We start from the raw sequence: 12801 nt of genomic DNA on the forward strand, positions 1-12801 counted from the left end.
CCCCGAAAGCCCCGCAGTGCCGAGATCTAGGATGAGGGGATGGCGCAGGCGACACGGCGGGGGATCCTCGCCGTCGTCACCGCGATCGTGCTCCTCGCGCTCGGCGCGGGCGTCGGCGTGGTCCTGGGCGATGCGCTCGGCATCCGCACCGAACCGTCCGCGCAGATGACGCCCGCCGCCCCCGTCGCCCCCGCCTCGGCGACGGTCGTGCTGCCGCCCGAGTTCACCGAGGTCGAGGCGCCCGACACCGAGCGCATGCGGGTCGCCCTCGAGAGCCTCTCGGATGCCGCCGCCGCGGCATCCGGAACGGCGGGCGCGGCATCCCTGACCGTCGTCACCGGCGCGGGCGACCCCGCCGATGAGACGTACGAGCTGACGGGCACCCCCGACGCGCTGCGGGTCGAGGCCGCCGGGGAGGACGGAGCCGTCCGCGGCGTGTACGACCTCGCCGCGCAGATCCGGGCCGGCCGGTCGGTGGCCGAGCGGCTCGGGGAGACCGTGAGCTCGCGACTGCCGCTGCGCATGGTGGACATGGGGGCGGTCGCGGTGGAGCTGGACCCGGCGGAGTGGGAGGCGGGCACCGACTACTCGCACGCATCCAAGGCGTTCGCCGACGTGATCCTCGCCGACGCGCCCTACATCGATCAGGAGTCGCTTGCGGACGCGTACGCGGACTTCGACGCGTTCCTCCGGCACTCGCTCGCGAACGGGTACAACGCGGTCGCCTTCCCCGGCCTCGTCGAGTTCCTCACGTTCGACGACATGCAGGTCTATGCGGCCGGCGACGACCATCGCGCGAAGGCGCTCGCGCTGCGCGACGCGTTCGCTCCGATGTGGGAGCGCGCCGACGAGCTCGGCGTGAAGGTGTTCCTCCGCACCGACATGCTGACCCTCACGACGCCGCTCGAGCAGTACCTGACCGACCGGTTCGGGTCGCTGGACACCGAGAACGCCGACCTCTGGGACGTGTACGCCGCGGGCCTCGACGAGCTGTACGCCGCGGAGCCCGCCCTGGACGGCGTCCTCATCCGCATCGGCGAGGCCGGCCGCGTGTACGACGTCGACGGCTGGGACGTGTACTCGAAGCTCGCCGTCACCTCGGTCGACGCCGTCCGCGCGATGCTGCAGACGCTCACCCCGCAGGCCGAAGGCGCGGACCGCGAGGTGATCTTCCGCTCGTGGAGCGTCGGGGTCGGCGCCGTCGGCGACATGCACACGAGCGACGCCTCGTACGATGCGGTGCTCGGAGGGATCGACTCGCCCGCCCTCATCGTGTCCACGAAGTACACGCTCGGCGACTTCTACAGCTGGCTGCCGCTGAACACGACGCTCGCCCAGGGCGACCAGCGGCGCATCGTGGAGTTCCAGAGCCGCCGCGAGTTCGAGAACTTCGGCGCGTTCCCGAACGACCTGGGCACGCAGTACCAGTTCGCGCTCCAGGAGCTGCTGGCGGCGAATCCGAAGATCGAGGGCGTATGGACCTGGACGCAGGACGGCGGCCCCTGGCGGGCGGGCCCCATGACGCTCTACCTGAAGGCCGGGTTCTGGCAGCTCTACGAACTGAACACGGTGCTCGCGGCCGACCTCGCCCGCGACCCCGACGCCGATGTCGCCCGCATACTGCAGGACTGGGCGCGGCAGTGGTTCTCGGAGGACCCGGCGACCGTCGACGCGATCGTGGGGGCGATGACGCTCTCGCGACCGGCGATCGAGCAGGGCATGTACATCCAGCCGTTCGCCGAGCAGCGGGTGTTCGCGATCGGTCTCGAGCCTCCGCCGATGATGTGGATCTTCGAGTGGGACATCCTCACCGGCGACTCCGCCGTGCTGGATGTCCTCTATGCGATCTCGCGCGACGCCACGGGCGGAGACATCGATGCGGCGATCGCGGGCGGTGCGCAGGCGGTGGCGGATGCCGAGACGATGCGCGACCTGATCTCCTCCACCGACCCGGCCACCTGGCGCGACGCGTCGCTGCGCGACGCCTTCACCGGGACGATGGACTACGAGGTGGACGTGCTGCGGCTTCTGACCTCGTACCGGGCGATGATCCTGCACCAGGCGCAGTGGCACGACACGCTCTCTCCCGACGCGTACGCGACGTGGCAGTCCGACCGCGACCGGTTCGAGGCGCTCGCCGCGCAGCACGTCGAGACCTACGCCGGCGACATCGACTTTCCGGCCTTCAACCTGACCGCCGCCGAGCTCGGGGTGCAGCGCGCCGACCGCGACCTCGCGATGGCGTGGACCGCGCGTGTGCTCCTGCTCCTGGCCGGCCTGTGGCTCGTGATCGGAATGGTGTCCTCGCGCACCCGCCTCGTCCGCCGGCCGGGCGCGGCGGCGGCACGTGCCGCGTGGCTCGGGGCGACCCGCCCGTGGCGTGCGCGGGAGTCCACCCTCGGGATGCTCGGCACGGACCGGGTGCTGCTGATCGGCATCCCCGCCGCGCTCCTCGTGGGCACGCGTGCGGTGCAGACGTCGTTCCTCTCGTGGACGCACCTCGCGCTCACCCTCGGCGCGTGGCTCGTGTTCGCGCTCGTCGTGCGCCTTCTGGTCGGGCGCCGCTCGCCGTGGCCCGTGATCGCCGCGGTCGGCGGCGTGATCGTGCTGCGCTGCATCCTTACGCTTCTCGCGCTGTCCTTCACGGGGCCCGGCGGGTACTGGTTCGCGTTCTGGACCGAGCCCGTGCCGCGGACGCTCTACATCGCGGTGGCGTTCGCTCTGTTCGTGTGGGTGTTCGTCGCCGCCGGGTGGGCGCTCAGCACCCAGCTCGGCGCGCGGCGGGCGACCGGTGTCGTGTTGACCGGTGTGGGCGGGGGGCTCGCTGTGCCGGCCGCGGTCGTCGCCTTCATCGGGCTCGAGCGGGCCCTCACGCTCTGGAACGACGAGATGGGGCTGCTGCCGTGGGGCCTCGCACGCATCCTCGGCATCACGGTCTACCTCGACATCCCGGTCTCCGCCGCGTGGTACGCCGTCGGCGTGGGCCTGGTGGTCGCTGCGGTCGGTGTGCTGCTGACTCTTCCGCGGCGCTCGCGGATCAGCGCGACGTGAGCGTCTGATCGAACGCGCCGCGACGCGTCGAGACGATGTCCTTGCCGAGCGGCATGAGCGAGACCGGCACGAGCTTGAAGTCGGCGATGCCGAGCGGGATGCCGATGATCGTGATGCACAGCGCGATGCCCGACACGATGTGGCCGAGCGCGAGCCACCAGCCCGCCAGGATCACCCAGACGACGTTGCCGAGGAAGGATCCGACGCCCGCGGTCGGCTTGGAGACGACCTCGCGGCCGAACGGCCACAGTGCGTACATGCCGATGCGGAAGGATGCGATGCCCCACGGGATCGTGAGGATGAGGATGCAGAGCACGACTCCCGCGAGCAGATAGCCGAGGAAGAGCCAGCAGCCGGCGAAGATCAGCCAGATGATGTTCAGGAGCGTGCGCACCCGGTCATTCTGGCAGGCCGCGCCTAGGGTGAAGTGATGACCCCCACGATCACGGCGTCGGGTGTGCGCCGCTCGTTCGGCTCCGTTCCGGCGGTGCGCGACATCTCCCTGCAGGTCGAGCCCGGTCGCGTGACGGGCCTGGTCGGTCCGAACGGCTCGGGCAAGACGACCCTGCTCCTGATGCTCGCCTCCCTCCTGGCGCCGGACGCCGGTCAGATCCGCATCGGCGGGATCGATCCCGTGGAGGATCCGTCGGGGGTGCGACGGATCATCGGGTGGATGCCGGACGCGCTCGGCGCGTGGGGGGCGCTGTCGGCGCGCGAGACCCTCTTCGTCACCGGCCGCCTGTACGACCTGCCGCGCGACGCCGCCCGCGACCGCGCGGAGGAGCTTCTGCGCATGGTCGATCTGACGGCCCTCGCCGCGTCCCCCGCGCGCGTGCTCTCGCGCGGTCAGAAGCAGCGGCTGGGGCTCGCTCGTGCCCTCGTGCACGACCCGCAGGTGCTGCTCCTGGACGAACCGGCCTCGGGGCTGGACCCCGAAGCGCGCGTCGGCCTGCGCGTCCTCCTCCGCCAGCTCGCGGCGCAGGGCCGCACCGTCCTCGTCTCCAGCCACATCCTCGCCGAGCTCGAAGAGGTCGTCGACGACGCGGTGTTCCTGGTCGCGGGGGCCACGGTGTCCGCCGAACGCGTCGCCGCCGCGGCACGGAGTCTTCGTACGTGGCGCGTGCGCGTCGCGGATGCCGACCCCGCGGTATCCGTCGAGGCGATTGCCACCGCTCTGCAGCGCGACGCAGCGACCCTCGCCACCGATCGCAGCGGAGTGCTCGTCGGCTTCGCCTCCGACACCGAGGCCGCCGCAGCACTGCGGGCCCTCGTGGAAGCGGGAGTCCCCGTGATCGAATACGCGCCCGCGACGGGGGACCTCGAGCACACGTTCCTCGACCTCCGCGACGGGAGTGCGTCATGAATGCCGCGCGCATCGGTACGATCTTCCGGCTGGAGCTCCTGCAGCGCGTCCGCAGCGTCGCCTGGTACGTGCTGCTCGGCATCTTCGCCGTGCTGCTCCTGATCGTCACCGCGCTGACATTCCTCGCGGTGCCGCCGGATCCGACCGGACCCGCGGGAAGCGCGATCTTCTCGATCATCGTGTACTTCGTCCTCCTGCTCGTGGTGCTGGTCTCGCCGACGCTGAGCGGAAACGCGATCAACGGCGACCGCGATGCGGCCACCCTGGCCCCCGTGCAGATCACCCTGGCGACCACCGCCGACATCATCGTCGGCAAGCTCCTGGCGGCGTGGGCGACCGGACTCGCGTTCCTCGCGGTGGCCGTGCCGTTCCTGATCCTCGCGATGGCCGCCGGTGGGGTGTCGCTCAGCGTGCTCCTGGTCTCCCTCGCGATCCTCGTGGTCGAGATCGGCGTCGTCGCGGCGATCGGCATCGGCTTCAGCGGCATCCTCGCGCGGCCGCTCTTCTCGGTCGCCGTGACGTATCTGGTGGTCGCGGCGCTCGTGATCGGCACTCTGATCGCCTTCGGACTCGGGACGGCGGCATCCCGCATCGAAGTCGAGTCGCGCTCGCGCTATCTCGAGCCCGCGCCGACGCAGTCGCTGCCGACCGTGCCGCCGGAGTGCATGACCGCGGAGCCGGGTCAGACCGAGCCCCTGCCGCAGTGCATGACGCCGATGCCGATGCCGGAGCCCCAGTACGTCTGCGGCCCGTGGTCGACGACCCGCTACGACTCGGCCCGCACCGACACGGTGTGGTGGATCCTGGCGGCGAACCCGTTCGTGATCCTCGCCGACGCCACGCCGTCACGCTTCGAGAACGGCTACCCGGTCGATCTGTTCGGCAATGTGAAGGTGCTCGTCCGCGGTGCCCAGAAAGCGCCCGAAGCGGTCCAGGAGTACGACGGCTGCGTCGAGGGCGAGCAGAGCTATCCGACCTCCGAGGAGCAGATCGCCGGGTCCACGCCGAGCTGGTTCGTGGGTCTGGGCGTGCAGCTCGTGCTCGCGGGGCTGCTGCTCTGGGGCGCCTGGTCGCGGACCCGCACGCCGTCGCGCCGAATGCCGCCCGGGACGCGCATCGCCTGAGTCGGGTGTCGGGTCCCGCGCCTAGACTTGTCGGGCTATGACCGATGCCTCCACGCCCCTGATCATCGTCGGCGGTGGGGCCCCACCCGCCGGTGGGTCGGTCCGCCCCGACGAAGACCTCCTCGACGGCCTGAACCCGCAGCAGCGCGAGGCCGTCGTCTACCGCGGTCAGGCGCTCCTGATCGTCGCGGGTGCCGGATCGGGCAAGACGAGCGTCCTCACCCGCCGTGTCGCCTCGCTCCTGCGCACGAAGGACGCCTGGCCGAGCCAGATCCTCGCGATCACCTTCACGAACAAGGCCGCGGGCGAGATGCGCGAGCGCGTCGGGCAGCTGATCGGCGACCGGGCGCAGGGCATGTGGATCTCGACCTTTCACTCCGCGTGCGTGCGCATCCTCCGTCGCGAGGCGCAGCAGTTCGGCTTCACCAAGTCGTTCACGATCTACGACTCCGGCGATTCGCGGGCGCTGCTGAAGCGGCTCGTGAAGGAGCACGAGGCCGACGCCTACGGCATCACCCCGGCCGGCGCCCAGAGTCGCATCTCCAAGCTCAAGAACGAACTCGCGGATGCCGAGTCCTACGCCCGGTCGGCGAACATGAACGATCCCGCCGAGCGCGTGTTCGTCGACGTGTTCAGCGACTACCAGCGCGAGCTGCAGCGGGCGAATGCGTTCGACTTCGACGACCTGATCGGACAGGTCGTCTACCTCTTCCGGGCCTTCCCGCACGTCGCAGACACCTACCGCCGGCGCTTCCGGCACATCCTCGTCGACGAGTACCAGGACACGAACCACGCCCAGTACGCGCTCATCCACGAGCTCACCCAGCCCGTGTCCGGCGGCGGCGCCGCACCGTTCGAGTCCGGCGGAATGATGATCTTCGAGCCCGAACCGGCGACGGATGCCGAGGGGCCGGCATCCCTCACGGTCGTGGGTGACTCCGACCAGTCCATCTACGCGTTCCGCGGCGCCGACATCCGCAACATCACGGAGTTCGAGCGCGACTATCCGGGCGCGAAGGTCGTGCTCCTCGAGCAGAACTACCGGTCGACGCAGAACATCCTGTCGGCCGCGAACGCCGTGATCGGCAACAACTTCGACCGCAAGGACAAGAAGCTGTGGACCGACGTCGGCGAGGGTGAGAAGATCATCGGCTTCACCGGCTACTCGCAGCACGACGAGGCGCAGTTCGTCGCGGACGAGATCGAGAAGCTGCACCGCGAGGGCGTCGACTACTCGCAGGTCGCGGTGTTCTACCGGACGAACTCGCAGAGCCGTGCGCTGGAGGAGATCTTCATCCGGGCGGCGCTGCCGTACAAGATCATGGGCGGCACGAAGTTCTACGAGCGCGCCGAGATCAAAGACGCCCTGGCCTACCTGATCGCCGTGTCGAACCCGGCGGACGAGATGGCGCTGCGGCGCATCATCAATCGCCCACGCCGCGGGATCGGCGACGTGACGATCGAGGCGATCTCACGGTATGCGGCGAACGAGCAGATCACGTTCCGCGACGCGCTCGCGAACTCCTCGGCGCTCGGAGTGGGGCCGAAGATCCAGGCGGCGATCGCCCACCTGGATGCGGTGCTCGCCGAAGCCACCGAGATCATGCTCCCGGCGACCGGCGAGCTTCCGCCGCCGACCGCCGTTGCGGACGGTCTGCAGCTGCTGCTCGGCAAGAGCGGCTACACCGATGCCCTGCGCGCGAGCAAGGACGCGCAGGACGAGGCGCGCGTCGAGAACCTCGACGAGCTCGTCGCCGTGGCGCGGGAATTCGCGCGGAACAACCCCGAGGGCACGGTCGTGGACTTCCTCGCCGAAGTCCAGCTCGTCTCGGACGCCGACGACCTCGAAGACGCCTCCGGGTCGGTGTCGCTCATGACGATGCACACCGCGAAGGGGCTGGAGTACGACGCCGTGTTCGTCACCGGTGTCGAGGAGGACCTCATCCCGCACCGGATCTCGGCGGGTGAGCCGGGCGGACCGCAGGAGGAGCGGCGGCTGTTCTACGTCGGCATCACGCGTGCCCGCAAGCGCCTGCACCTCTCGCTCGCGATGACCCGCGCCCAGTTCGGCGAGATCTCGGTCGCGATGCCGAGCCGGTTCCTGCAGGAGATCCCCGCCGAGCTGATCCAGTGGCGTCAGTCGCCCGGGGATGTGAATTCCCGCGGCGGAATGCAATCTCGCGCGCTCAACGCCCGCCGGCCCGGTGGTCCGTCCGGAGCCAAGCGCTACGGCGACGATCTGGTGCCGAAGTCGACGTCGATCGAACGCTTCGCGAACCGCATCCCCGCGAAGGTCCGCGACAACGGCGACATGCAGCTCGCGTCCGGGGACCGGATCAGGCACGACGACTTCGGCGAGGGCCGCGTGGATGCCGTCACCGGCGAAGGCGCGAAGCGCGTCGCGCACGTGCGCTTCGACTCGGCAGGACCCAAGAAGCTGCTCATCAAGATCGCCCCGATCGAGAAGCTCTAGGCCGCCGCGGCCGCCGGGTTAGGCTGGCCCGATGGCGCTTTTCTCCCGGCGGAAGAAGACCGACGACGCAGTCCCGCAGTCCGATGAGGTCTCGCCGTCCGGCGAGGTCCTGGAAGTCGGTGAGGTGCCCCAGGTCGGCGAGACCGTGGAGTCCGGCGAGGCTCGGACGTCGCCGACCGCAGAGACCGGCGCGGCATCCGTCAACATCTCCGTCTCGTCCTACCAGGGACTCGGTGCCCAAGCGGCGCCACCGGCACCGCCGGCGCCAGCGGCACCGCCGGCTGAGCCGGTCGCCCAGCCGCCCGCTCCGGCACCTCCCCGACCCGCGGAGGCCCCGGCGCCGACCGAGACGATCCCGGGGCTGCGTGACAACGTCCTGCTCCGCGACGCTCTCGCGGCGCTTCCGGCGCAGCCCGAGTCGACCGACCTGCTCGAGGTCGCCCGCCAGATGATGCAGGGGCATCTTTTCCTGCGGGTCAAGGGCGATGCCCGCGCCCTCCTCGCGGAGGGCAAGGACCTTCCGCTCGGCGTCGCGAAGGTCGGCGACGCCCAGTACGTCCTCGCCTTCAGCAGCGGCGTGGCGCTCCGCAAGAGCCTCGAAGCCGACCGCGACACGGACACCTCGGCGATGGGGCAGCCGGTGCTCGCTGTGCTGCGGCACACGCTCGCCGGTCCCTACACCGGGCTCATCATCGACAACTCCTCGGCTCCGGCGCGCGCCGTGCTGCCGCGCGAGCTCATCGAGAAGCTCGTGGAGCAGGCCGATCCGTCCCTCGAGCTCAAGACCCTGCTGGCGGGGGAGCGCACCGCCGAGACCGGGTCGCGCGTGAGCGATGCGCTGACCCGCGTGAAGTTCTGGGTGGCGGTGAACACGTCCGCCGAGGGTCGGATGGGCGTGGCCGAAGCGCGCGGCACGGACGGATCCCGCCTGATCGAGCTGTACTCGCACCCGCTCGAGGTCGCCACGCTCCGCCGCGGGGACCAGGCGGCGCCCATGACGGCGGCTCAGCTCGGCGCCGCGCTCCGCGCCGACGAGGCGCTCGACGGCGCGATCGTGGACGCGCACGGTCCCTGGATCCGCCTCAGTCGCGACGACCTCGCACCGGTCATCGCGCTGGCCGGTTCACAACTCCCGCTTCTTGCAGGCCCGGCCGGGTCGACGCCCGGACTTCCGGGAGTCGATCCGCGACCCGGGCCCCGAATGCAGGAGTTGTGAACGGTTCGACTCCGACACAAGGCCTGGTCGGAGGTCGCGGGCCCGGCCTAGGCTCCTCAGCATGGCGAGCGAGCGCATCACTCTGACCGTGCCCGGACCCGACGGCGACCGCATGGTCGGTCTGTCGAGTCCGAACCGCGTGTTGTGGCCCGCGGTCGGCATCACGAAGCGCGAGCTCGCCGAGTACGCCGTCGCGGTGGCCGATCCGTTCCTCGCCGCGAACGGAAACCGGCCGGTCTCGCTCGAGCGCTTCCCGGACTCGATCGACGGCGAGTCGTTCTTCTCGAAGAACCCGCCCAAGGGAACCCCGGACTACGTCGAGGCGGTCACCGTCCGATACAACAGCGGCCGCCGGCATCCGCAGCTCGTCCTGACCGAGCCCGCGGCGATCGTCTGGGCCATCCAGATGAACACGATCGTGTTCCACCCGTGGGCCTCGCTCGCCGGGGACACCGACAACCCCGTCGAGCTGCGCATCGACCTGGATCCGCAGCCGGGCACCGACTTCTCGGATGCCGTCCCCGCCGCGCACGCACTGCGCGAGGTGCTCGGCGAGGCGGGCCTGGAGGCATGGGTGAAGACGAGCGGCAACCGCGGACTGCATGTGTTCTGCCCGATCGAACCGACGCACGAGTTCCTCGACGTGCGCCACGCGGTGATCGCCGCGGCGCGCGAGCTCGAGCGCCGGATGCCCGAGAAGGTCACGACGAGCTGGTGGAAGGAGGAGCGTGGCGAGCGCATCTTCGTCGACTTCAACCAGGCGAACCGCGACCGCACGATGGCGGGTGCCTACTCTCCACGCGCGCTCGCCGCGGCCACCGTGTCGACCCCGGTCCTCTGGGACGAGCTCGACGAGGTCGATCCCGCCGCCTTCACGGTGCGCAGCATCCCCGAGCGACTGGCCGCGGTCGGCGATCCGTGGGCCGGCTTCCTCGACCGGCCCGGGCGCATCGACACGCTCCTGGAGTGGTGGCAGCGAGACCTGGACGCGGGCCTGGGCGAACTGCCGTTCCCGCCCGATTTCCCCAAGATGCCGGGGGAGCCGCCGCGCGTCCAGCCGAGCAAGAAGAATCCCGAGAACTGGACCGAGGACGGCGCCCCGCGCTGACCGTCGCGCGCGGCATCCGTTCTGCGTCCCCGCGTCGCGGCACGCCTCGCAGCTCGCGGCACGTCGTGTGCGACGGGCCGCGAGCCCGCGCACGGGCCGCGAGCGCACCTCGCGCCGAGTGGGCGATCAGAGCAGGACGGCGCCGACGTCGTAGGCCGACACGGACTCGAGCTGTTCGAACGTGCAGGACGCCGGCTCGCGGTCCGGGCGCCAGCGCTCGAACTGCACGGTGTGGCGGAACCGCATGCCCTCGAGCTGGTCGTACCGGACTTCGAGCACGCGCTCCGGCCGCAGCTTCACGAACGACGAGTCGCGGTCGGCCGCGGAGAACCGTGACTTCTCTCCCGCGCCGGTGAGCGCCGCACCGTCCTCGCCCGTCTGCACGAGGGGCTCGAGCTCATCGATGAGCTCGAGGCGGCGCTTGTCCGTCCACGCCGAGACCGCGCCCACGTTGTGCAGGCGACGCTCGGCGTCGTACAGGCCGACCAGGAGCGACCCGACACCCGCGCCGGATTTGTGCACCCGGTATCCCAAGGCGACGACGTCCGCGGTCCGTGCGTGCTTGATCTTGAACATCGTGCGCTTGTTCGGCGCATAGGGCTGGGCGAGCGGCTTGGCAACCACGCCGTCGAGCCCGGCGCCCTCGAACTCGTGCAGCCAGCGGCGGGCGAGGTCGGCATCCGTCGTCGTCCGCGTGACGTGGATCGGATGCGGCACCCCGGCGAGCAGCTCGACGAGCTGTGCCCGGCGCTCGGCGAAGGGCGCGTTCTGGAGGTCGCGGTCGCCGCGCGCCAGCAGGTCGAACGCGATGAACATCGCGGGTGTGGTCTCGCTGAGCATGGTCACCCGCGACGCGGCGGGATGGATGCGCTGCGTGAGTGACTCCCAGTCCAGGCGCTGGGCGCCGGGCGCGCCTCGCGGGACCACCACCTCACCGTCCAGCAGGCACGGCTCGGGCAGCAGCCGCGAGAACGCGTCGACGAGCTCGGGGAAGTACCGCGTCAGCGGCTTCGCGCCGCGGCTGCCGATCTCGACGTCCTCGCCGTCCCAGGACACCAGCCCGCGGAAGCCGTCCCACTTCGGCTCGTAGCTCAGCCCGCCCTCGACCCGGTCGGGGTCGGGAACCTCGGGAACGGACTTCGCGAGCATCGGCGCCGGAATCTCGTACGTCATGCCCTCATCCTCGCCGAGGCACCCGCCGCGGTCCATGGCCGGCGGTCTGCAGAACTCCACAGAAATCGGCGCAATGAGCGCCGACAAGCGCTGATCACGGCCGACAGCATCCGGATCCGTGGAGTTCTGCGAGCCGCGTCAGGACGCGACGGGCTTCTTCGGGCGCGCCCAGCGCGCAGGCACCCCGTCGCCGTCCCACACCGAGATCGCGCCCCACACCGCCGCGGTGATCGGCACCGCGAGTACTGCGCCGACGATGCCGCCGAGCACGGTGCCGACGGTCAGGGCGATGAGGATCACGAACGCGTGCAGCTTCATCGACCGGCCCATGAGCACCGGCTGCAGGAAGTTGCCCTCGAGCTGGTTCACGAGCACGACGACGCCGACCACGAGCAGGGCGCTCAGCGGACCGTTCGCGACGAGAGCGACGAGCGCGGCGAGGGTGCCCGCGAGCGTGGCGCCGACGATCGGGATGAACGCGAGGAGGAAGACGAGCACCGCGAGCGGCACGGCCAGCGGCACCTGCAGGATGAGCAGACCGATCAGGATGCCGATCGCGTCCACCGCCGCGACCGTGGCGGTCCCCCGGACGTACGACCCGAGGACCGTGACGGTCTTGGCGCCGATGCGCTGCGCGCGACGGTAGTTCTCGCCGCGGAAGGGACGGAGCAGGAACTCCCACAGCTGCGGCCCGTCCTTGAGGAAGAAGAACAGCACGACGACCATGAGCACGAATCCCGTGACGAAGTTCGCAAGAGCCCCGACGCCCGCGAGGGCTCCCGAGCCGAACTGCGAACTCGTGAGGAAGTCGGTCACCGTGCTGCCGAACTCGTCGAGCTGATCGGCGACCGCGTCGAAGAACGGCAGCGTCTGCACCCAGGCGACCAGATCGCTGAAGCCGTCCTGCGCCTGCGCGTACAGGTCGTCCCACTGGTTGCGCACCGCCCAGACGATCAGCCAGCCGATCCCGCCGAGGATCAGCACGATCGCGAGCAGCGTGAGGATCGTCGCCAGCAGCGACGGGATGCCGTGCCCCCGCATCCAGCCCATGACGGGTGCGAACGCACACGCCAGGATCAGAGCGATGACGAGCGGGATCGTGACGACCGTCAGCTGCTGGTTGGCGATGATGACACCCGCCGCGACGATCACGACCACGATGATCTGGATCGCACGGATGCCGAGCTTGCCGAACCCGTCGGCCCACAGGCTCCACGGAGCCTTGCTCGCCTTCAGCTCGACGTCCTGCGACTCCAGACGCACGGTCTGCGGATCATTGCGGAACAGTCCCAT

At 70.5% G+C, this 12801-nt stretch carries 9 protein-coding genes; 6 read left to right on the top strand and 3 right to left on the bottom strand.

Going from position 1 to position 12801, the window contains the following annotated elements; all coding sequences use genetic code 11:
* Positions 1-39 precede the first annotated feature (39 nt).
* Positions 40-3051: a hypothetical protein gene (locus AB0P18_RS10335; protein ID WP_363359939.1), complete on the top strand. Its 3012-nt coding sequence runs from the start codon at positions 40-42 to the stop codon at positions 3049-3051.
* Here the strand turns inward: AB0P18_RS10335 and AB0P18_RS10340 are convergent.
* Positions 3038-3445, bottom strand: coding sequence for a YccF domain-containing protein (locus AB0P18_RS10340; protein WP_363359940.1), 408 nt, complete (start codon positions 3443-3445; stop codon positions 3038-3040). The two genes, AB0P18_RS10335 and AB0P18_RS10340, sit on opposite strands and share 14 nt — an antisense overlap.
* A gap of 36 nt (positions 3446-3481) precedes the next feature.
* Between AB0P18_RS10340 and AB0P18_RS10345 the strand changes: the two genes are divergently transcribed.
* The 5 genes from AB0P18_RS10345 to ligD all read left to right on the top strand — a co-directional run bounded on the left by AB0P18_RS10345 (position 3482) and on the right by ligD (position 10335).
* Entirely contained in the window at positions 3482-4414 is a 933-nt protein-coding gene (locus AB0P18_RS10345) for an ABC transporter ATP-binding protein (RefSeq protein WP_363359941.1), read from the top strand.
* The gene (locus AB0P18_RS10350) at positions 4411-5538 is read left to right on the top strand and encodes an ABC transporter permease (RefSeq protein ID WP_363359942.1); all 1128 of its coding nucleotides are present in this window, start codon (positions 4411-4413) and stop codon (positions 5536-5538) included. The genes AB0P18_RS10345 and AB0P18_RS10350 overlap by 4 nt, the downstream gene beginning before the upstream one ends.
* 37 nt (positions 5539-5575) lie before the next feature.
* Positions 5576-8011 carry a UvrD-helicase domain-containing protein gene (locus tag AB0P18_RS10355; RefSeq protein WP_363359943.1) on the top strand — a complete coding sequence of 812 codons (2436 nt, stop codon included), beginning with the start codon at positions 5576-5578 and terminating at the stop codon, positions 8009-8011.
* A gap of 31 nt (positions 8012-8042) precedes the next feature.
* A complete protein-coding gene (locus tag AB0P18_RS10360; protein WP_363359944.1) occupies positions 8043-9227 on the top strand; it encodes an SseB family protein in 1185 nt (394 codons plus the stop codon).
* A gap of 61 nt (positions 9228-9288) precedes the next feature.
* Complete coding sequence (gene ligD, locus AB0P18_RS10365; protein ID WP_363359945.1) at positions 9289-10335, top strand: non-homologous end-joining DNA ligase; 1047 nt, start codon at positions 9289-9291, stop codon at positions 10333-10335.
* A 126-nt stretch (positions 10336-10461) separates the two neighbouring features.
* Here the strand turns inward: ligD and AB0P18_RS10370 are convergent, their stop codons facing one another.
* Together AB0P18_RS10370 and AB0P18_RS10375 are read right to left on the bottom strand one after the other, a co-directional pair.
* Positions 10462-11508, bottom strand: coding sequence for an ATP-dependent DNA ligase (locus AB0P18_RS10370; RefSeq protein ID WP_363359946.1), 1047 nt, complete (start codon positions 11506-11508; stop codon positions 10462-10464).
* A 138-nt stretch (positions 11509-11646) separates the two neighbouring features.
* Entirely contained in the window at positions 11647-12801 is a 1155-nt protein-coding gene (locus tag AB0P18_RS10375) for an AI-2E family transporter (protein WP_363359947.1), read from the bottom strand.

This window comes from Microbacterium sp. NPDC064584 (assembly GCF_040687315.1).
Classification (GTDB): Bacteria; Actinomycetota; Actinomycetes; order Actinomycetales; family Microbacteriaceae; genus Microbacterium; species Microbacterium lacus.

Excerpts from the sequence above, each read along its gene's own strand:
- AB0P18_RS10335 (WP_363359939.1), top strand. The coding sequence starts at position 40 with ATGGCGCAGGCGACACGGCGGGGGATCCTCGCCGTCGTCACCGCGATC.
- AB0P18_RS10345 (WP_363359941.1), top strand. The coding sequence starts at position 3,482 with ATGACCCCCACGATCACGGCGTCGGGTGTGCGCCGCTCGTTCGGCTCC.
- AB0P18_RS10350 (WP_363359942.1), top strand. The coding sequence starts at position 4,411 with ATGAATGCCGCGCGCATCGGTACGATCTTCCGGCTGGAGCTCCTGCAG.
- AB0P18_RS10355 (WP_363359943.1), top strand. The coding sequence starts at position 5,576 with ATGACCGATGCCTCCACGCCCCTGATCATCGTCGGCGGTGGGGCCCCA.
- AB0P18_RS10360 (WP_363359944.1), top strand. The coding sequence starts at position 8,043 with ATGGCGCTTTTCTCCCGGCGGAAGAAGACCGACGACGCAGTCCCGCAG.
- ligD (WP_363359945.1), top strand. The coding sequence starts at position 9,289 with ATGGCGAGCGAGCGCATCACTCTGACCGTGCCCGGACCCGACGGCGAC.
- AB0P18_RS10370 (WP_363359946.1), bottom strand. The coding sequence starts at position 11,508 with ATGACGTACGAGATTCCGGCGCCGATGCTCGCGAAGTCCGTTCCCGAG.
- AB0P18_RS10375 (WP_363359947.1), bottom strand. The coding sequence starts at position 12,801 with ATGGGACTGTTCCGCAATGATCCGCAGACCGTGCGTCTGGAGTCGCAG.